Annotated in this window: 19 protein-coding genes; 8 read left to right on the forward strand and 11 right to left on the reverse strand. The window is 44.5% G+C overall.

Going from position 1 to position 21,081, the window contains the following annotated elements; genetic code table 11:
- On the forward strand, positions 1-253 hold a 253-nt coding region (locus tag L5L94_RS06155), incomplete at its 5' end, for a transposase (protein WP_263161948.1).
- A gap of 560 nt (positions 254-813) precedes the next feature.
- Here the strand turns inward: L5L94_RS06155 and L5L94_RS06160 are convergent.
- Positions 814-2,172, reverse strand: a complete 1,359-nt coding sequence (locus L5L94_RS06160; protein ID WP_173497515.1) for a YjiH family protein — start codon at positions 2,170-2,172, stop codon at positions 814-816.
- Positions 2,173-2,878: 706 nt separating this feature from the next.
- Here L5L94_RS06160 and L5L94_RS06165 point away from each other — a divergent pair.
- Entirely contained in the window at positions 2,879-3,592 is a 714-nt protein-coding gene (locus L5L94_RS06165) for a hypothetical protein (protein WP_028761881.1), read from the forward strand.
- A 36-nt stretch (positions 3,593-3,628) separates the two neighbouring features.
- Here L5L94_RS06165 and L5L94_RS06170 read toward each other — a convergent pair whose 3' ends face one another.
- Positions 3,629-4,516, reverse strand: coding sequence for a U32 family peptidase (locus L5L94_RS06170; RefSeq protein WP_263161952.1), 888 nt, complete (start codon positions 4,514-4,516; stop codon positions 3,629-3,631).
- Positions 4,517-4,553: 37 nt separating this feature from the next.
- A complete protein-coding gene (locus L5L94_RS06175; RefSeq protein ID WP_113939322.1) occupies positions 4,554-5,564 on the reverse strand; it encodes a peptidase U32 family protein in 1,011 nt (336 codons plus the stop codon).
- Between the two features lie 138 nt (positions 5,565-5,702).
- Here L5L94_RS06175 and L5L94_RS06180 point away from each other — a divergent pair, with 138 nt between their 5' ends.
- Positions 5,703-6,236 carry an SCP2 domain-containing protein gene (locus L5L94_RS06180; RefSeq protein WP_113939323.1) on the forward strand — a complete coding sequence of 178 codons (534 nt, stop codon included), beginning with the start codon at positions 5,703-5,705 and terminating at the stop codon, positions 6,234-6,236.
- Between the two features lie 98 nt (positions 6,237-6,334).
- Here the strand turns inward: L5L94_RS06180 and L5L94_RS06185 are convergent, their stop codons facing one another.
- The 3 genes from L5L94_RS06185 to yegQ all read right to left on the reverse strand — a co-directional run bounded on the left by L5L94_RS06185 (position 6,335) and on the right by yegQ (position 10,369).
- Positions 6,335-8,224: a S8 family peptidase gene (locus L5L94_RS06185; RefSeq protein ID WP_263146936.1), complete on the reverse strand. Its 1,890-nt coding sequence runs from the start codon at positions 8,222-8,224 to the stop codon at positions 6,335-6,337.
- A 521-nt stretch (positions 8,225-8,745) separates the two neighbouring features.
- Entirely contained in the window at positions 8,746-8,997 is a 252-nt protein-coding gene (locus L5L94_RS06190; RefSeq protein ID WP_006082676.1) for a YfhL family 4Fe-4S dicluster ferredoxin, read from the reverse strand.
- A gap of 4 nt (positions 8,998-9,001) precedes the next feature.
- On the reverse strand, positions 9,002-10,369 hold the full coding sequence (gene yegQ / locus L5L94_RS06195; RefSeq protein ID WP_105251727.1) for a tRNA 5-hydroxyuridine modification protein YegQ: 1,368 nt from the start codon (positions 10,367-10,369) through the stop codon (positions 9,002-9,004).
- A 328-nt stretch (positions 10,370-10,697) separates the two neighbouring features.
- Here yegQ and L5L94_RS06200 point away from each other — a divergent pair, with 328 nt between their 5' ends.
- Both L5L94_RS06200 and L5L94_RS06205 read left to right on the forward strand, forming a co-directional pair.
- A complete protein-coding gene (locus L5L94_RS06200; RefSeq protein ID WP_028761421.1) occupies positions 10,698-11,540 on the forward strand; it encodes an HDOD domain-containing protein in 843 nt (280 codons plus the stop codon).
- Positions 11,541-11,630: 90 nt separating this feature from the next.
- Positions 11,631-13,124, forward strand: coding sequence for a putative bifunctional diguanylate cyclase/phosphodiesterase (locus L5L94_RS06205; RefSeq protein ID WP_263162279.1), 1,494 nt, complete (start codon positions 11,631-11,633; stop codon positions 13,122-13,124).
- A gap of 196 nt (positions 13,125-13,320) precedes the next feature.
- Here the strand turns inward: L5L94_RS06205 and L5L94_RS06210 are convergent, their stop codons facing one another.
- On the reverse strand, positions 13,321-13,746 hold the full coding sequence (locus tag L5L94_RS06210; RefSeq protein ID WP_263161955.1) for a thioesterase family protein: 426 nt from the start codon (positions 13,744-13,746) through the stop codon (positions 13,321-13,323).
- A gap of 352 nt (positions 13,747-14,098) precedes the next feature.
- Between L5L94_RS06210 and L5L94_RS06215 the strand changes: the two genes are divergently transcribed.
- Positions 14,099-15,079 carry a chemotaxis protein gene (locus L5L94_RS06215; protein WP_028761419.1) on the forward strand — a complete coding sequence of 327 codons (981 nt, stop codon included), beginning with the start codon at positions 14,099-14,101 and terminating at the stop codon, positions 15,077-15,079.
- 152 nt (positions 15,080-15,231) lie between these two features.
- Here the strand turns inward: L5L94_RS06215 and L5L94_RS06220 are convergent, their stop codons facing one another.
- The gene (locus tag L5L94_RS06220; protein ID WP_028761418.1) at positions 15,232-16,488 is read right to left on the reverse strand and encodes an adenylosuccinate synthase; all 1,257 of its coding nucleotides are present in this window, start codon (positions 16,486-16,488) and stop codon (positions 15,232-15,234) included.
- Between the two features lie 140 nt (positions 16,489-16,628).
- On the opposite strand from L5L94_RS06220, the gene L5L94_RS06225 reads away from it, so the two are divergent.
- Positions 16,629-17,519: a LysR family transcriptional regulator gene (locus L5L94_RS06225; protein ID WP_028761417.1), complete on the forward strand. Its 891-nt coding sequence runs from the start codon at positions 16,629-16,631 to the stop codon at positions 17,517-17,519.
- Positions 17,520-17,547: 28 nt separating this feature from the next.
- On the opposite strand, the gene L5L94_RS06230 is transcribed toward L5L94_RS06225, so the two are convergent.
- Both L5L94_RS06230 and L5L94_RS06235 read right to left on the reverse strand, forming a co-directional pair.
- Positions 17,548-18,372, reverse strand: coding sequence for a substrate-binding periplasmic protein (locus L5L94_RS06230; RefSeq protein ID WP_263161958.1), 825 nt, complete (start codon positions 18,370-18,372; stop codon positions 17,548-17,550).
- Between the two features lie 327 nt (positions 18,373-18,699).
- Positions 18,700-19,134 (reverse strand): PACE efflux transporter, encoded by a 435-nt coding sequence (locus L5L94_RS06235; RefSeq protein WP_263161960.1) that lies wholly within the window; start codon positions 19,132-19,134, stop codon positions 18,700-18,702.
- Positions 19,135-19,224: 90 nt separating this feature from the next.
- Here L5L94_RS06235 and L5L94_RS06240 point away from each other — a divergent pair, with 90 nt between their 5' ends.
- Positions 19,225-20,112, forward strand: a complete 888-nt coding sequence (locus tag L5L94_RS06240) for a LysR family transcriptional regulator (RefSeq protein WP_263161962.1) — start codon at positions 19,225-19,227, stop codon at positions 20,110-20,112.
- Positions 20,113-20,211: 99 nt separating this feature from the next.
- Here L5L94_RS06240 and L5L94_RS06245 read toward each other — a convergent pair whose 3' ends face one another.
- A complete protein-coding gene (locus L5L94_RS06245) occupies positions 20,212-20,829 on the reverse strand; it encodes a TetR/AcrR family transcriptional regulator (RefSeq protein ID WP_263161965.1) in 618 nt (205 codons plus the stop codon).
- Between the last annotated feature and the right edge of the window lie 252 nt (positions 20,830-21,081).

Here is a 21,081-nt window from a genome sequence, read left to right on the forward strand (position 1 = left end):
GTTTTCCAGTGGGGGGAAACAGAAATTGGGCGGCATAACCAAACGAGGTAACAGCTATCTGCGGCGGCAACTGATCCAGGGAGCTTGGTCGATTATTCGCTATGCAAGTAAGAGTAATGACAGGATCTCCGTATGGGCCTTAAAGGTGATTGAGCGGCGAGGTAAACAGAAAGCGGCAGTAGCAATTGCAAACAAATTGGCGCGGATCATCTGGGCTATGCTGTTTCATCGCAGCGAATATCGGCCTTGTTAATATGTAAAAATCGAGTATTAAACTCACCCCAAAAACACGACTACAGATACTACAGATAATGAAGTAACAGGTAATACCGGCCTTTGCAGATGCTGAGAGAGTACAAGGAGCATATGACTCCGAAAGGACGATAAGCAGCAAAGGCGCGGTTCTCATTAAGGCCAGAGAACAAAGATTCTCACAAACAGGTCGGATATACGTACGCAGTATTACTTTCTGTTACTCAAAAAGTGGTTGATCTATTCGAGGTGTCCATATAGGACTTGCTGCGTGTCGGTGAGCGAATACCATGGCTCATCATAAGCCAGCACTTAAAGAATTAAATGACCAAGTTTGATCCTTCAGCAGTGCTATCCAGAAATTTTTAAAGTACTTCTGTCCAAAAGTGAGTTGTGTGGTGTCGAGTGGAGATTGTACGATTAAGTCACGCTATATAATCACAACAGCCAGTTCGTGTATGAGTTAGTGCAAAAAGGGGAGTCAGTTAATCTGACTCCCCTTTTTTGGAACGCTTGTTGGACTTACATTAAAACCTACGTTAGGCCCAAACTAGCGTAATGTTAGAACAATAAATGCGCTACACCTGCGATAACAGGCAGTGTCACTAAGGTGCGTAGAATAAACACCACGAAAAGCTCAACGAAGTTGACGGGAATTTTACTGCCGATAAGCAGTGCACCGACTTCACTCATATAGATCAACTGAGTCACAGATAAGGCTGCAATTACAAAGCGGGTCATATCTGATTCAATTGAGCTGGCAAGGATTGACGGAATAAACATATCCGCAAAACCGACCACGATTGTTTTAGAGGCTTCAGTGGCTTCTGGAATATGCAGTAATTCGAGTAATGGAATAAACGGCATACCCAAATAGTTAAATATGGGCGTGTGCTCGGCAATAATCAGTGCCAGCGTACCAATGGCCATTACCACAGGGATAATGCCAAATACCATATCGACAACGTTTTTAATGCCTTCATTTAAGACCGCTTTTATGCCACCGGCACTGGCGGCTTTTTCTAAGGCTTTATCAAAGCCCCAAGATAAGGCGCCATGTCCTGCAGGGATTAGCTCATCATCTGGCATGCGTGGTGTGTCATCTATGTAGTTGTCTTTCTTCCACGATAATGGTGGCAACTTAGGCACAATCACAGCGGCGGCAAAACCCGCGAGGCACACAGTCAAATAAAAGGGCACAAACATATGCTCTAACTTAACTTGAGAGATCACCACTAAGCTGAAGGTAATCGATACCGCCGAGAAGGTTGTACCAATAACTGCGGCTTCTCTCTGGGTATAAAAACGGGCTTCGTATTGTTTGCTGGTCAGCAAAATGCCGACACTGCCATCACCTAACCATGAGGCCATACAATCGATAGCACTACGGCCCGGTAGATTGAACACGGGACGCATGACTTTCGTTAAGAGTGTGCCAAAGAGCTCGAGTAGGCCGAAGTTCAGCAGCAGCGGCAGTAACATACCCGCAAAGATAAATACCGAGAATAACACAGGTAATAAGTCGTTTAAGACTAATGCGCCAGTGCTCGAGGAGTTGATGATCTCTGGACCTAAACCTAAGTAAGTCAGTACGATAAACACTGCACCTAAGATCCGAGTCGTCAACCACATAGGGCTGACATTCAATAAACCATTAAGGAAGTGATTTTGCGTAACGAATGTGGGCTTAAACACTTTTGACAGCAAAGAGGACAGCGCCGTAGTCACAACAATAATAGTCACTATGAGGGTTAGCACACCGCTCAATGCGCCTTGCAGTGCTTTAGATATGATAGCGATAGGAATTGTGATCGCATCGTTGTAGCTGATAGGGGTCATAAATAACAGCAGACCAATCAGCGAAGGGACGATAAAGGTGAGTATCGTCTTAATGTTTCGGTTTTTATTTTCAGTAGCCAATGTTGTACACCTTAAAGTACGAGTCGTACATGGTAAATTTGAATAAATAGCCGCACGTAAGAAGCTGTCGACGCTAATTAAGGTGCATTTAAATTCAACTCAAAAACGAGAATGGGGAAGATTACTCGCTTAGCTTCTCTATGTAAAACGATTCGCTAGTTAGTTTGATATAAGCAGCAAAACAGCATAGTTATTTTACTTCAGTTGTCGATAAATTAAGAGTGGCTATATTGGCTTGCATTACTATAAAAACATTATTAAACATGGCGTTATCATCACTCGCTTGAGGTTGGTTAACGACTGGTTAATTACTTGTTTACTGATGTGTGTGAAACTATCTAGATGTTATTTCTGCACAAAAATGCATCAACAACTTTAGCGCTACCGCCATGTTGGCTGGTTTTCTGTTCGATTTTAAAGTGCAATAGAGATAACTCTGGCTATATAGCGTTGGCGAGAACCTGTTGTGCATATCGCGGTAATGTTAAGGAGCCTTGGGCACTAGGACACATTTTTATGCGATAAGCCTTTAAATCGACTTATCTCTATAAGTGACCTTCTCCATTATCTTGATGCTTTTGTGATTGACTAAAAAGTCGCAAATAACGATGAAAGTAAAAATATTATTCATAAAGCGGATACCTGCCGCTTTAAATCTTCTCATTTCCATGTAAGTTAGTATTACTCCCATCCAGCTCTAGTATTCATGATCGCAAAAGTACAGAAGGTTACGATTAAAGGCGGCTCAACACTGGCCATTAAGTTTGGTTTTTTGGGGATCTTTGGGCTTTTAATTGGCATTGTCATTACTGTTTTGGGGTTCGATGATTCTGAATTCCATCGCTTCAATTTTTTGAATCACACCCTAAGTGAATTAGGGACTTATGGTCATTCGTCTTTCGCTGTCATTCTCAACGGTGGATTGTTTTTTGGCAGTTTAAGCCTCGTTTTCTATTGTTTGTCTTCTTTGCAGCAGGTAACTTCTTGCTGGGGATACCCTTTCTTTATCAGTTTGGCTCTCACTTTTCTGGCTTTAGCGAGCGTGGGATTATTTCCGGTGAACGTGTATCACTTGCATGTTCTTGGGCTGAAATGGTTTTTCTATCTGGGGAGTTTGAGTGCGATCTTCTACTTAGCCTTGGTCTGTTTCGGCAAGTCTAACTTTGGCCGTTGGACTGGGTTGTTGGCGTTAATAGTCTTATGTAGCATGTTGACGTTTCTGTATGCGCCACAGCTCAATTTAGGTTTGACCGAAGGCGATAGACCGTTTTATCAGGAGATGGTATTGCAACTGCCGCGTCCTACTTTGTGGTGGCCAGCCCTACTAGAATGGATTGGACTGGGAAGTTTATTGTGTTGGACAAGTGTGCTGCTTTTTAGCCAGTTAAGCTTCAGCCAAGATCCCAAAATCATTGGCTGAGTTATCTTTAAATCTAGGCTTATCTTCAGCTTTAGGCTATGGATTCACATGCACAGCAAGGCCCGCTTCACCAAACCAATAACCGTTGCACTGGGTTATACCAAGGTTGCTATTCATCGAAAAATCCTGAGTATTTTTAGTCGCTTGAATCGTATCGACCAAAGCATTGGCTTTAGTGATGCAGTCAAGACTACTGGGTGATACTCGAAACACATCGACCCCTATTTGTGTCATTGCCGCTATTTCACTGCGTAAATCTAAACAGCTAGCGGATTGGGTTTGAATTCCATTGAGCCTGAGTAAAGGTTGCTGCTCTTGGGTTTGCGCGAGTAGTCCTTTACTGTATTCACGGCATACCGTTTCGCAATGATCTTTCGTGAGCTGTTTGTGTCTAGCGGTAAAGCAGCGCGCCGAATGGGCGAGTGGTAAATAGCCGTGGCCGAGCACTTCCACCTCAAATGATGGCTGCTCTTGAATTACTTGTTGTAACCAAGCCTTAGATAGCTCCACTGGCATCACAAATCTTTGCATTCCAAACTGCTGTAAAATGTCTAAACTGGCGCGATTGTAGTTATTGATACTCGCGCCGCAGACAAAGGGCAAATTACGCTCTTTGGCAAGATACACTGCCGCCATATCGTTTGCTTCGACGATAAATTCACCGTTATCGACCTGGCGTTTGAGCTCAGTATATTCAGATGGCGCTTCGATTAAGGCCAGCGTCGAAAGCACGACTTCTTTACCCGCCTGCTTGAGCATTTGCGCCAGCTCTAGATAATCGCCCCACTTGAGTTCGCGTCTGCGGCTACAAACCGCCTCACCTAAATACACTAAGGGAATTTGACTGGCGGCGACTTGCTGGTAAAAGTCAGCGACTTGCTGTTTCTGCCAGCAATACAACAGTGGTCCTAGGGAAATCTTCATAAGGTGTCCTTTGTCAATCTTGCTCTCTATTTACCTTTTATTGCCAATCGCGCTCGTAGGCGCCAAGCGTAGTGATCTGACCCTCGGATACTTTCGCTAGGGCTTGTTCCCAATGGGGTTGATTTTGGCTTTGTGAGTACAGCGCTGGATTATTTAGATAGGTGTCTATGGCTTGACGCCATACTCGAGTGACTTGTTCAACATAGGCGGGGCTGCGTTGACGTCCTTCGATTTTCAGCGACACTATGCCAGCTTTGGCTAGCTCTGGAAGTAAGCTTAAGGTATTCAAACTGGTTGGTGATTCGAGTAAATATTGCGGCGAATCTTGATCTGCTGTGATGTAACGGCCTTTGCATACCACGGGATAACCCATTTGTTCGTCGAGGGCCGATTTATCAATTAACACATCGTTGAGCCGGGTTAATCTGTTCTGTCCTTCTTCTTGCCAGCGTACGTGTTTTGCTGGTGAACAAGATCCACCAGTGTTGGGTGATTGGCCCGTTACATAGGATGACAGCTGGCAACGCCCTTCGGCCATAATGCACAGACTACCAAAGGCGAATACTTCCAAATCCACTGGGCTGACTTTAGCAAGATCCCGTACTTGTTTCATGGATAACACCCGTGGCAATACTACTCTGGCGATGTTAAAGGCTTCCTTATAAAAGCTCAGCGCCCCCAGATTGGTTGCACTGGCCTGCACCGATAAATGCAGTGGCAGGTTTGGATAGTGCCTATGGGCATAATCGAGCAAAGAAAGATCGGCGACAATTAATGCATCCATACCCAGTTTTGCCGCTAAATCGATAGCCTGATACCAACGATGCTCTTCACCGGGCTTTGGAAAAGTATTTAAGGTCAAAAAGATTTTTTTGCCGTGCTTTTGCGTCAGCTCAGTGGCTTCTTGCAATTTTGCGGGGGTGAAGTTTAATCCTGCAAACGAGCGTGCGTTGGTGTCGTCTTTTAACCCTAGATACACAGCGTCGGCTCCGGCATGTAATGCCGACTTTAGCGAGGCCAGATTTCCTGCTGGACACAACAGCTCCATAGTGATGCTCCCGATAAAATGATAGCCGCTGAGTGTAGGTAAGATTGAATGGCGATGAATTGATTTAAAACAGGTTTAAGATCATAAAATCCCGATAAACTGGGATATATCATGTTTTATTCTTGTAGGGTTCCCGCTATGTCCGCTGTTTTTTTCGCAAAATTTGCTCAGCAACTTTTAGAGTTCACCCCAAAAGCCATCGGCTTTCCCCTTGCTAAGATGCCGTTTAGCCTCAAAGCAAAAGCCATCAGCCAATTGCTTGAACTCTTACTTGCCGAGCAAGCTGCTGACGATGAGCTTGGATTTTTGATGGATAAATGGGTCGCGATTCGAGTGGAAGATATAAACTTAGCCTTCGAAGTCAGTTTTAATGGCAAGTGGCAAGTCAGAGAGCTCACCGATGCGCAGGTGACCTTCAGTGCCAACTCTGCTGAGCTAGTGTTAGTGGCAGCGGCGAAGGAAGATCCCGACACGCTATTCTTCCAGCGTAAGCTGAGTATTCAAGGTGATACTGAATTAGGACTCGAAGTGAAAAACCTGCTGCTAAGTATCGAATTTGCCAGTATGCCAGCCCCAATTCGTCTTAGTGTTGAAAAGCTTGCCGCTGTGATTGAGCGTCTGCAAATTGAAGCGAAACCGACAATTATTCTCGCCAAATCCCCAAGCTTTTAACTTTATGTAGTGAGACTACACACTGCTAATTCCATAAAGAAGCCCGCTAAGTTGTTATCTTAGTGGGCTTATTTTTATTTAAACTTTTGGTCAATGAGTTAGTAGCTTGCACTCAGTTGTAGTCCCGAGTAGCTCGAATAAGCGCGTAACATCACATGGTAAGTTCCCGCTTGAGTCACGGTAATCGAACAGCTTTCATTGTTCCCATTTTTATAGGGACGGCAATCATAGCTGGTGGTCGTTGGGGTAGTGCCTGCTTTGACATACAGGTCTACATCTCCAGTTCCGCCACTGGTGGCAATGTTGAGTTGGCTATTGGCTGGAACCACTATCTTATAAAGTTTCTCTGTTGCAGTTGCCCCGCTTAAATTCGTGACAGGTACGCCATTGGTTAAGCAGTTTGCATCGGTGCAGCTTCCGCCACCATTCAGGTTATAGCTGGCTGTCAGTTGGGCATTGGCGTAATTATTATAGCCTTGCACCATCACATACCACCGACCCGTCGTAGGTGTGGTGAAATTACAGCTCTCGTTGTTGCCATTTTGATAGGGGCGGCATTGGTAGCTTGTTGTCGTCGGTTTTTGCCCTTGGCTGACATAAATATCCGCATCACCAGAACCACCCGCTAGATTGATCCCTAAACTTGCCGCATTGACTGGGACATCAATGTAGTAATACGTCGCAGAACCTGTGGCACCACTGATTGCGACACCCACATTATTTTGCAGCGGTGTTTCATCGACGGGGCAATTATTGCCACAGCCACCATCATCGCCTGCGAGTGAAAAGAGTAATTTATTGGGTGAACCTGTTTTAGCGTCTGTAACTTTATTTGACGTGGCGCGCGTCGTGAGTAAGTTTGTCACCTGTGCGGGAGAGAGATTTGGATTTTCATCTAAGTATAATGCGGCAACGCCTGCCACATGTGGGGCAGCCATTGAGGTACCACTTATGGTATTAGTCGCTGAATTCGAGTTATACCAAGCGGACGTAATGCTCGAACCAGGCGCATAGATATCAAGGCAAGTCCCGAAGTTAGAAAAACTCGAGCGGGAATCGTTACTGGTGGTTGAACCAACTGTGATGGCATTTATCGCCCGTGCGGGTGAGTAATTACAGGCGTTGCTGTTGTCGTTACCCGCCGCCACTACGAAAGTGACCCCTGCGGCAACTGCGGCATTGACTGCATCATCAGTTGCTTGGGAGGCGCCGCCTCCTAAACTCATGTTTGCGACGGCGGGGCCGGAAGCATTGTTTTTCACCCAGTTTATCCCTGCAATCACGCCAGAGTTACTACCTGAACCTGAACAGTTGAGTACTCTGACTCCCACAAGATTGACGTTTTTAGCCACACCGTAGGTAGCACCGCCAACAGTTCCTGCCACATGGGTACCATGGCCGTTACAGTCAGTCGCATCGTAATCATTATCCACAAAATCATAGCCACTGCTGGCGCGACCACCAAACTCATTGTGAGTATTAAGCACGCCAGTATCGATCACAAAGGCGGTTACACCAGAGCCGTCGAAATCCGTGTGATAGTTACTATCCAATGGCAAGTTTCGTTGATCGATTCTGTCTATGCCCCAGGTCGGACTCGGTTGATTGGCATTGGCTTCAACCATAGGCGTTACTGACATGATTTGATCTTGTTCTATGTATTTCACATTTGGATCTTTACGCAGTGCTTTAATCTGTTGGGCGCTGGCCTTGATGAGTACACCATTGAGCACATTGCCAAAGTTTTTCATCACAGTGACATCATATTGGTTGACTAAACTCTCGGCTTGTTTCGTCGCGAATTCAGCTATGGTGTTGTTATTACTTAGATTAAGAACGCTTGGGGTATTGAATACAACAATGTAAGTATCTTTGATGGCTTTAGATTGCGGGACACTTACCATACTCGCTTGGTATTCATTAGCGTTAACAGGGAAGTAAGCAAGTCCAGTTGCGACCGCGACTGCAATTAAATGTTTCTTATGCATGTTGAACTCCATTTTCTTTTTATGTCTCCACGGACTTCGAGACATAATTTAATGTAGAAGGTATTTTCAACCTGCCCAGTTCGGTGCTTAAGGCGTATCTAATTTACAAGGTTAAAATGTAACACTTGATTTACAATTTGACCGTGGATGGCTTTTTACTTAGCTAAAGAGTGAGGTGTACAAATAAGCGTCAAAATAATAACTATTAGTCTATTAAAACAACCGAGTTTGTAAAAGTGGTGATTTATCAAGCGACATTTTGTCCGAACCACAAACTGTGAAGCAGCGATAAATTCAGTCTGCTACTTTTTTGACATTCACCGCTGAAAAGAAGTCAGTCTAAAGTAGTATTTTGACTAATGCTGAAGTAAAGGCTTGGATTTAAGCGATTTAAAGGTTTCTCATACCGTTAAATGCATCTTTATTGTGATTTTTTATGCGGATTGTTTTGCGCAGGTTATGGCAGGTATTAGAGCAGATTTGACCGAGAGGCATTATAGCCACTCGGTCAGGTGACGTGATTAAGCTTTTTGCGTTAACACGGCAAATTTCACTAACAATTCGTCGTTAGATTCGACACGGTTTGGATCTGGGTCGATGCAATCAATGGGGCAGACAGACACGCAAGTCGGTTTGTCGTAGTGACCCACACATTCGGTGCAACGGTCTGGATCGATTTCATAGATCTCTTCGCCCATAGTGATGGCCTGATTAGGACATTCAGGTTCACACATGTCGCAATTGATGCAGCTATCGTCGATCAGTAGTGCCATGATCTTAACCTAGTTCATGTGGGTTGCGAGTATCTTGACCTTGGGGCAAGTTACGCAGCAAAATACCGTGGCTCAAATCGACTTCTTTCGGCACGGGTAGATACACAGTGTGCCCAGAACCTAAACCGGCTTCAACTGCTTCAGCTTTGCGATTTTCGAGTTGTTCAATCGTCAAACTGATATTGCCTTGCGGTGTCATCAGTTCAACACTGTCGCCAACGGAGAACTTGTTTTTTACTTCAATTTCGGCCAATCCTGCAAGATTACGTTTGCCCGTCAGTTCACCTACAAATTGTTGGGTGTCACTAACTGAGTAGCCATAGTCATAATTTTGGTATTCATCATGCACATGGCGACGTAAAAAGCCTTCGGTATAACCACGGTGGGCTAGGCCTTCTAATTGATTCATTAGACTGCGGTCGAAATCTTTACCCGATGAAGCATCTTCAATCGCGCGGCGATACAGTTGTGCGGTACGGGCAACGTAATAGAAGGACTTAGTGCGGCCTTCAATTTTGAGTGAGTCTATGCCCATTTTAGTCAGGCGCTCAACGTGCTGAATGGCCCGTAAGTCTTTAGAGTTCATGATATAAGTGCCGTGCTCATCTTCGAAGGCGGGCATGTATTCGCCGGGGCGATTGGCTTCCTGTAGTAGGTAAATTTGATCTGTGGGAGCGCCTGCGCCTAAGGTCGTTGGCGTTTCAATTTGCACCGCATTTGGCATGGCAATGATGTCACCGCTGTCATTTTGCTGCGCTTCGTGTACATCGTATTTCCAGCGACAAGCATTAGTGCAGGTGCCTTGGTTAGGATCGCGTTTGTTGATATAACCCGAGAGTAAACAACGGCCTGAATACGCCATACACAGGGCGCCATGCACAAACACTTCAAGCTCGATATCGGGGCAGCGCTGACGAATTTCTTCGATTTCATCTAAGGACAATTCGCGTGACAGGATCACGCGTTTGATGCCTTGGGTTTGCCAAAACTTTACCGAGGCCCAGTTGATGGCATTCGCTTGCACGGATAAATGCACCACTTGATCAGGAAACGCTTCACGCACCATCATGATTAAACCTGGATCGGACATGATCAGTGCGTCAGGCTTCATCGCCACTACGGGTTCCATGTCCTTGATATAGGTTTTTAGCTTGGCATTGTGGGGCGCGATATTGCTCACCACATACAGCTTTTTACCGAGTGCATGGGCTTCTTCAATCCCAGTGGCAAGGTTTTCCATTTTAAAGTCATTGTTACGTACCCTTAGACTATATCTTGGCTGACCGGCATACACGGCATCTGCGCCATAGGCAAAGGCGTAGCGCATGTTCTTTAAGGTTCCAGCTGGAGACAGCAGCTCAGGTTTAAACATAATCACTCTCAAATGGGTTAATAAATGACGCGGTGCGCGGGGGCGGCATTTTACACAATGAAAGTAGGGGTATGCAAATTGCCTTAGTTAACTTTAGCAGTACTTCACATTTTACGAATATAGTGAGTTTGGCTTAGATCAACTGGAGCGGAGTATTTCAACTTGAGTGATGATTGAGGTCGATGATCAAGACAGATAAGTAAGGCAAAATTGATAACGCAATCATACAAATTATTAACGTCTGCTGTTTTTTCTACGCATCTAATGACAGCCAACTGATATACTCCAACAATCCAATGTTGATGTTTACAGATTGATGGGAGTTAAGATGTCTACCGAACATCTACTGTTAGTCAGTTTATTAAAAAAACTAAAAGACGATGCCTTAGTACTACCGACCTTGCCTGAAGTGGCGATGCGGGTGCAAGAAGTGGTTGGACGCTCCGATGCGAGCCTTAAACAAGTGGCAGAAGTGATCGGCCAAGATGCCGCGATTTCTGCGCGTATTATTAAGGTCGCCAACAGCGCGCTATATAGCCGAGGCGTGCCAGCTGAAAGTATCAACAGTGCGGTTTCTCGTATTGGGTTAATCCAGATTAAAAGCATTGCCACTTCGGTGGCGATGGAGCAATTGTTCATTTCCACCAATGAAATGGTGTGGGAAGTCATGGACGAAGTGTGGCGTACCTCAATCGATGTAACCGCTGCGTCTTGTGCCATGCTGCAGATGTACAATAAGCGTCATTCAACCAGCCGGTTAAATTTTGATACCTTAACCTTAGCTGGACTCGTGCATAACATTGGCGCCTTACCTGTATTGACAGAAGCAGAGGCACATCCCCATTTATTCACTAGCATTGATCAATTACGCGCACTCGTACGTAAAATGCAGGGGCCTTTGGGTCGTGCTGTTTTAAAAAGTTGGGATTTCTCTACCGAAGTGATGGAAGTGGTTGAGCGTTGGGCTGATTTACCTTATCTACCCGATCATGTCACCTATCTCGACTTTATCCGTGCAGCGGCCTTTTATACTGGTGAATTGCGAGCGGGCACTGAACTAGAGCAACGTCTCGGTGTGTTTGTCGCCCGTGGATTACCTGTGACGACCGATGATTTAGCCAGTGATGAGTTTATGGAAAAATTCCATTCAATTAGAGAAAGTTACCAATAATCGTTAGGCCTAAATGGAATTCAAATGGCGCTGATATCTTTTATCGTGTCATTTGAGAAAAAGCTTACGTGGTATGGCAGAGGCCAAGGTATGTTCGTAATCGGGTTAGTTGTCGCTTCTCTCGCTTTATTGATATTCTCATTGTATATCCTGCAGGCAAAATACAGATCTTTACGGTCGCAGCAAAAATTCTTAGCACAGCTTTGTACCCAGCTAGAGCAGCAAAAGGTTGAACGCCAAGCTTTAGACATTGGCATCGTCCCCCAAGCGTTTGCTCCTCTCTACCATACCTTAGATGAATTATTAAAGGCGTTACCGGCAAGTGTGGGTAAGGATAAGCTAACAGGACTAGTTAATCGTGTCGGCTTGAAACGTACTCTTACTGGCATGATGCCGCTGACTCAAGGGACATTAGTGCTAATTGATATTTATCGATTTCGCTATGTGAATGATCTCTTTGGTTTTGTGTTTGGCGATATCCTGCTGAAGCAATTTGCCGAACGCTTAAACTGCTTAAGTTTATCCCCGAGATTAATCGCACGCCTCAATGGTGATGAATTCTGTTTATATTACGAGCAAGCGTTGACTGAGGAGCAATTAGTCCACTTAAGAGGGCGGTTGCAAGTGCCTTTTAACATTAAGAACACACCCGTCAGCGTTAAGCTTCAAATCGGTTGTCTGCATTTACAAGAACACCATGCCGACACGAGTCAGATGCTACGTCGAGTCGATTTGGCGCTGAAGAAAGCCCGCCATTCTCGTAGCGCGATTGCATACTATGCCCAAAATGATGATATTCGTCAGTTAAGAGAACTGAAAATTATCGATAGTTTGCCTAAAGGTTTGCAACGTAATCAAGTATATATGGTGTATCAAGCTAAACAGGACATTGTAACGGGTCGATGTTTTCAGGTTGAAGCCTTAATGCGTTGGGAGCATGACGAACTCGGGATTATTTCTCCTGGAGAATTTATTCCCTTAGCTGAATATGCTGGCATGATTGATTTAGTCAGCCAATGGGCACTCGATCAGGTTTTAGCACAGCAGGCAAAATGGCGCGCGGCGGGGATACAATTGTGTGTTGCAGTTAACCTGTCGACACGGGATCTTGACAGTGAAACCTTACCCCAAGAAATTGCTGCAAGATTAGCCTATTACCAGCTCCCACCCGAATCCTTGATGATAGAAATTACTGAAAGCACTTTAATGGCGGATTTGACTAAGGCTGTCGAGACGTTAGGAAAGATACGTGCCTTAGGGGTTAGACTTGCAATTGATGATTTTGGTACGGGTCATTCTTCCTTAGCTTATTTAAAGCATTTACCCGTCAATGAAGTCAAAATCGATAAAGCTTTTTTAAAGGATCTAGAGCAGGATAAACCGTCGGAATACATCCTCGAAGCCAGTATTAATATCGCCAAAAAACTCGGTTATGAGGTAACTGTTGAAGGAATTGAAACGCTTGAGATTAGAGATAGGTTAGTGGCTATGGGGGTTGATACTATACAAGGCATGTATTACGCGAAGCCCATGAGTGCCGCCGAACTCGAAATGAACTGGGCCCAACTACATAATACAATCTAAACTTTGTGCTCATTAAAGTAAGCGCTCGTTAAATCAAATGCTCGTCAAATCAAATGCTCGTTAAATCAAGAGTATTAAGGCTTGCAGTTGAGCCTTAATACTGTCCAGTTATCGCTTGAGTGATTTTTGTTGCCTTTGCTTATGTCGAAATAAGCTCGGGAAATCGCGCGTGTACTTGTATGTAAGAGTATTAGCTTTATTCGCTTGATGTGAAACCAAGACTTAATATGGCGATTAACTCTGCCGGCATAGGCGCTAATTGACGGGCTTGATTCATACACACCATTTCAATGGTTGCAGTGACAGCAGGCTTTTTGCCCTGCGGGCGCCAAATCTCCTGTAGCCACACAGTGCGATACTTGCTCTCAAAGTAAAATTTAGTCCGTACATCGATAATATCGGCAAATTCCACCCCCTCATGGCATAGCATATCGCTACGATACACAGCAAAACCCAGTTGGTTTTGTTGCCATAATGCACTTAAACGCTCAGCACCAATCACATGCTCACGGGCTCGCTCGAAGTATTTCAAAAAGTTGGGGTGATACACCACGCCAGAAAAATCAGTATCTTCATAGTAGATTTGCACTGGGAAAGAAAAGGTCGGGCTAAATTGCGGCATGGGCTACGGCTATGCTAGATAGTTTTATTGCGCGATAGTTTAGCGGCTTATCTCTTAAAACAAAACCTCTAATGCGGAGAGGCAAAAGCGCTGTTAAGGGAAATCTGCAGACTACTTTAGGTCGGCAACGGCGATGCTTAATCTGGACATGATTGACAATGTGACGACTGAAATCGTCATTAGATTCGATTATGGGACGCTTTTCTGCTTATAGATAAAATGCTTGTTACCCAAAAAATATCACGCTAATCAGGCAGTAAAATCACACTATCGTGCCTAATTCATTAATCCCTTCCTATACTGATAACTGCAATCCCTTTCTTACGTTGATTTGCTAGGTTGAGAGCTTTATATGAGCGAAATTAAAAAATCAGAAATATTGACAGAGAGTGGCACAAATGAACTCGAAATTATTGAGTTTCATCTACATAAGACACTTCCCAATGGTGGCCATAAAGTGTGCCATTACGGTATTAATGTCGCCAAAGTGAGAGAAGTAATTAGGGTGCCAGAAACGTCAGATTATCCCAATGCCCAGCGGCACATGGTTGGGGTGTTCTCGCTGCGAGAAAAGTTGATTCCTTTGGTCGATCTTGCCGGTTGGCTCGGAATATCGACACCAGAGGATTTAACCCACAAAGTGGTCATAGTGACTGATTTTAATAAGATGATTAATGGATTTTTAATCGATAGTGTTCGTAGCATCCATAGAGTGTCGTGGGAGCAAGTTGAATCGCCGAGTCAATTTTTAGAAGCGGGTGAAAATGATTGTGTCGTTGCCGTAGTGCGCCGTGATGGCATGCTCATTATGATATTGGATTTTGAGAAGATTATTGCCGATATCAATCCTGAACTGAGTATGGATAAGTACGATGTCACGCTCGATAGAAGTGTACTGATCAATGATAAAATGCTGGCGAAACGTGAAGCGAAAACGATTTTAATTGTCGATGATTCCGCTTTTATTCGTAAGATGATCGAAAATACCCTTCGCAGCGCAGGTTACAACATTATCACAGCCAAAGATGGTGGTGATGCCCTTGAAATGCTAATGGAATTTGAGAATCTTGCTGACCAAGATAATGCTTCGATCTCTGATTTTGTCAGCGCCATTATTACGGATGTTGAGATGCCTCGCATGGATGGCATGCATTTGGTGAAACGCTTAAGAGAATCCAAGGCGTATCGACAAATGCCCATTGTGATGTTTTCCTCTTTAATGAGTGAAGATAACCGCGCAAAGGCGATGGCATTAGGTGCTAACGATACCATTACTAAACCAGAAATTGGTCGTATGGTCGGTATGATAGATAAATACGTATTCGAAGAGTAATGCCATTTCATTTAGTGGTGATATTTGAATATGGGGTATTCGAGTCATCGCTATCAACGTCTTGAGTGATTCTTCAATGACAAACCATATCAAAGTAAAAAGCCATATTCACCGAGGCGAATATGGCTTTTTTGTAGGGTAAACGTTGTTTACTAGCGAATGATCATTTGATCGCGCTCTGGCCCAACAGAAACCATGCTAACGCGCACACCCATTAAGTCTTCAATACGTTCAACATATTGTTGTGCGGCGACTGGCAGGCTTTCGAAGGTGCGACAACCGGTAATATCTTCGCTCCAGCTTGGCATTTGCTCATACACTGGGCTTAACGCAGCAGTTTGTGGCCAAATTGGGTTCTCAGTGTGTTCACCAGCATAGGCAACACAGATTTTCAGATCTTTCATACCAGAAAGACAATCAATCTTAGTCAGGGCAATTTCGGTTGCTGCTTGTAGCTCAACACCATTACGGGTGGCAACAGCGTCGAAGTAACCCATGTCACGTGGACGGCCTGTCGTTGCACCAAACTCGTTGGCATTTTCGCGGAAGGCGTCTTGCTCTTCCATTGCGGTCACTAACGTACCTGTGCCGACTGATGAGCTAAAGGCTTTCGCGACAGCAATTACGCGCTCTGGACGCAGAGCTGGTAAACCGCTGCCGATACCCGCGTAAGCCGCAGTCACGTTTGAAGATGTGGTATAAGGATATTCGCCGTAGACTAAGTCGCGGCCAGCACCTAATTGCGCTTCAAACAGTAAGCTCGCATCTTGTTTTTGTAATGCTTTTAATGGCTCTGTCACGTTACAAATAAACGGACGCCAAGGTGCCGTCACTTCTAATAACCATGCGGTCATTTCGGCGGCGGTTTGATTAAAATCGCAACTTGGATAAAGTGCTTTTAACTGCGGTAATTTCCAGTCGAGCATAAATTGAATACGCTCTTGCAGCACTTCAGGTTGGTTTAACCAGCCGACTAAAATGCCTTTTTTCATCACGCGATCGCCATAGGCTGGTGCAATCCCTTGACGGGTTGAACCATAGGCGAGGTCGCCAAGACGTTGTTCTTCTAAGGTATCTTCTAATGCATGTAGAGGTAAGCACAAGGTAGCACGGTCAGAAATGCATAATTTGACTTCAATGCCAGCCGCTTGCACTTCAGCAATTTCTACACTGAGTTTTTCAGGACTGATCACCATGCCAGGGCCTAAAACTGCAACGCAGTTAGGGTTGAAAATGCCACTTGGTAATTGGTGTAATTTAAAGGTGCCATAGTCGTTGACGACGGTATGGCCAGCGTTGTTACCACCTTGAAAGCGAATACTGGCAGCGGCATCCGCGGCTAAATAATCTACGATGCGGCCTTTGCCTTCATCACCCCAATTTGCACCCACAACCACGATCGACGGCATAACAACATCTCCTCATTGATTAAGACGCTATGCTAGACCCGTCATTTGAATAAGAGAAATTAATTATGGTTATCATCCCAATAAGAATTTCATATATCATTGGCTATCATTAACTCTAATACTTTGCAAAAGGTGACGTGATGCTCGATATCCATTGGTTAAAGACCTTCGTGACTTTGGCTGAATACAAGCATTTTGGGAAAGCGGCCACAGCGCTGCACATGACGCAGCCCAATGTTAGCTTGCATATTAAGCAGTTAGAGCAAAGCACTCGAGTCAAGTTGATTGACCGTAATCCCTTTCGATTAACGCAAGCGGGATTTCGCCTGTTAGAGAGCAGTCAGAAGACGTTAATGGAGCTGCAAATTTGTCAGGCGGATCTCAATGCGATTAATGACCTTAGCCAAGGCACCTTGACCATTGCCGCCAGCGACATTATCTCGCGGTTATTGTTGATCCAGCCGTTTCAGCTCTTTAAGGCGGAGTTTCCGGGAATAGATTTCTCACTGCTCAACACAACCTCATCACAAGCCTCTGAATTGGTGAAAAATGCCGAGGCCGATTTAGGGTTTGTGATTGCGCAGAAGGAAAGTCAGCCACTGCATTTTACTGAGCTACAACAGATTAAATGGTGTGCAATCGGAGATAATTTACAGCAATGGCAGCAGGCAAAACCCTCTGTGGATACGCCCTTAGCCGAGCAACCGACGTTGATTTTATTAGGACACGATACGCGAACCCGCGAATTGTTAGATCCCGCATTGCCGTCGCTGAACTTATCGAATTACAGAATAATGGAAGTCGGCAGTGTTGACGCGCAAATCGATTGGGCTGAGGCGGGATTTGGTGTGGCTATCGTACCGGAATTTTCGGTTTACACTAAGGCGAATCTCACCACTAAAGTCACTCCTCTACCGCAATTCCCTACTACGAGTTTAGGTTATATTGTGCGCCAGAATCAGATCCTGTCGAAGGCTATTAAGCAACTGTTATATTGGGTGAATCAAGAGATCATTCGCTCGCAGCGGTAATCTATCATTCGCTTGTAGCGATAGTGGATTAGTCAGCGACTAAGAGCAGTTTGTCGTATTGGCCTGTGGCTTTTAGCTGTGATAAGCCAGCGTCGAGTTGGCTTGCTAAGGTTTGTGCTTGTGGATTTCCTTTCGAGAAGGCCAAAAAAATATCGCTGCTGTGGTTAGCAAATGCAGGAATAATCTCATCATCTACCCCCATTTTTTTCAGGTTTTCCTTCGCGACTAAGTCGAACATCAAGGCGGCATCTATGCGACCAATCAATAATAAATTGATGAGCTGTTGTTGGTTGGCGACGGTGACGATATTGAGCTGTTGCTGTTTAACTAATTTGGGAAACTCATCGCCATATTCATAGCTTTTAATCACGCCGATAACGGTGCCTTTAGGTAGCGCCCATTTATTGTCTGCCAGAATAGGTTTTTGTTTCTTTTGATAAAAAGAAGCCGTGGCGATAAATAATGGGGTGTTTCCAAAGATGAAGCGTTGCTCAGTACTGTTCTCGCGGGTGACGTTAAACACCCCATCAACTGCACCTTTTTCCGCCATCATTAAGGCGCGGGAGTAGGGTACAACTAAGCTATTCACTTCAATATGCGACTGTTTAAATGCGGCTTGGATTAAACGATGGGAAATACCTTGACCAAACTGATTGGCGAAAGGTGGCCAACTGTCTTCTGCGGCTAAGGTTATGGCTTGAGGTTGCGATTCTGCTTGTATTGCATTGCTTTCTTTAGCGAGTGCTATGTTACAAATAATGGATACGAGCAATAAAACGATGCTAAGTATCAATGCTGACGGCAAATTTAATGCCTGCTGCATCCTGAGCCTCATTCTGTTCCCTGCGCGCATTTTGCTTCCATCTCCCCGCTTAATATATGGCTTTTATAGCATAAAGAATTATATCTAGACTAATGATTTGAATATTAATTACTGATAGTTAGTCCTTTTGTGACGTTTATAGGATATTTCAACAACCTCAGTTTACTGTGTGCGGGTCTATTATTTTTATGTACTGTGTTTAAGGGGAATTTTACGCTGGGCAACACATGAACTGGCTTAGCTTTCTTGCTAAGTAGAAGAAATTGAAATGGATAAGTTTCAATGTTGCCATCAAACGAATCGCTAAATTGCTTAGTGAGGTTCGTTTGATGGTGATGTGTGTTGATCTTAGCTGCGCTATTTGACCTTAGTGGCTTGCATAGTAAACCAAGTCTTATAGGGCTGATACTTGTCATAGCACCAATGGAATAGGGTGCTGTAGAAGAAGAAAAAGATCAAAAAAACCGCTTCTAAGCCCATGGCTGCCAACCAACCTATCTGTAGAAACCAGGCGATGGTCGGTATGCTAATGAAAATAAGTCCCCCTTCAAATCCAAAGGTATGCAGTATTCTGGTTTTCAAAGTGCGTTGCTCTCGATTTGCCCCAAATACCCTGTCGAATCCTAGGTTGTAGAAGTAGTTCCATACCACGGTATAAAGACTCAAAGCGATACCAACTATGACAAGTTCACTGGTTCCCTTGCCTGATATAAGGGCAGAAAAGGGGATAATAATAGCGAGTGCAATCGCTTCAAAGAGTAAGGCGTTAAAGATACGTTCTGTCGTTTTCATGGCTATTTCCCATTCATTTAATGTGACTATGGCCATAATTTTATCTAGTATAGGGATAAGTTATAGTTAGATAGTATCGGTAAAAGCGATATGTTTAGTCTCGAACAACTCGAAGCCTTTATGGAAACCGTAGAATCGGGTTCATTTTCGAATGCTGCAAGGCAACTTAAGAAAGCACAATCCGTGATTAGCCAGCATGTGATGAATCTTGAAATTGACTGTGGGGTTGAGTTATTTGACCGTTCGGGTCGTTATCCGGTATTAACGGCCGAAGGTAGTAAATTACTGCCCTACGCAAGAGCGACGATTCTTCAACATCGTAGGCTCAAACATACCGCCTTATCGCTCTTCAGTAGTCAATCTTCAGAAGTGTGCCTTGCGATGGATGAAGGCATTCCGATACAGAGAATATCTGAAATTATTCGGTTGTTAGAAGGTGATTTCCCTAATATCGAACTCGAGTTTCTCAGTGCCTCAAGCATAGATATTATCGACATGGTGCATTCGGGAAGAGCATCTACAGGATTGATTTTTAGTGAATTATCTATGCCAAGTAGTATAGATTTTGAGAGTATTGGGGTGATTCAATTCGATCTTTATGTGGCGAGTTCGCATCCCTTAGCAAAATCAGTTGCACCGAACATGGACTTATTGCGACTGTATCGACAATTACTCATCCGCTCACGGAATACTAAAACCAGTAGTTTTCAGCAGGCGTTCAGTCCTGATGTTTGGTATGCCGATAACTATTACGTGTTATTGGAGCTCGCATTACAGGGCCATGGTTGGTGTCTATTGCCCGAGCATATGGTGTCCAATTTAGTTTCATCGGGTAACTTAACTCGCGTCCCCATAGAATTTGAGCAGATAGGCTGGCATGCAAACGTCGATGTGATCCAGCATCAAGATAAAAGCAGCCTGCCATTATTGAAACGACTCAGACAACTGTTTAGAGAACTCTTGGTTGGACAGAAGTAAATGGTTGGACAGAAATAAAGCAAAGCATAAATAAAACCCCAGTTAAGTGAGTACTCTACTGGGGTTTAGTTTTTGTGGATCAGGATTAGTGAATCAGGATTAATTATTACGCGGAAAGTTATCCAGCACTAGTTCGGCCACTTTGCGCAGTTCATTCGGGCAAATTCCACTGGTCGCTTGAACGGCCATACCTTGCAAGACAGTGCCTATATAGCGGGCAAGCAGCAAGGGATCGGCGTCAGCGGGCAAATCACCTTCATCTTTGGCGCGTTGCAGTCGTTCGCACAGGGCTATTTCACCGTCGCGGCGACGATTAATCAAAGTATCTTTAATCGCTTGTCCTGCTTCACTACAGGTCAGTGCCCCTTGAACAATCAAACATCCCTGTGGATGGCTTTTATCCACCAAAGAGCTTGCCGCACCGAGTAGCATTGACTCGACCACCAGATAGGCGGTTTTCTGCTCAAGCGCGGGATAGAAAAACGCACAGGGGCGCTGTTCATACAATTCTATCGCTTTGAGAAATAACTGTTCTTTATTGCCGAAGGCGGCATAAAGGCTAGGTTTATTAATGCCCATAGCTTGGGTGAGATCGGTTAACGATGTACCTTCAAAACCTTTAAGCCAGAAGACTTCTAAGGCTTTTGCTAATGCATCGTCTGTGTCAAAAGCTCGTGGGCGACCAACACAGGGCGTCTGGGTGACGGTTGACATCATTAGGCTCCTCAATTCTCAATTGCCCCTAGGATAGACATGGGTTTAGTCCCTGTCCAGCCACACTTGCCACTGATGACGGACTTAGGGGGATATGTCTACTTAGTCATTCAAGGTGTCACCTAAGTTCAGCATGTTATCTGCGTTAGTCAGTGTTTGCTTCAATATTCATCAAAATGCTTTGCAGTTCAAACTCGTAGCCTTTTGCCTCTGGACGCATTGCCTGCCTAGGGTAAGTGCACACTTTTAATTAAA

This window comes from Shewanella sp. SM21 (assembly GCF_025654335.1).
In the GTDB taxonomy this organism is placed as follows: Bacteria; Pseudomonadota; Gammaproteobacteria; order Enterobacterales; family Shewanellaceae; genus Shewanella; species Shewanella oncorhynchi.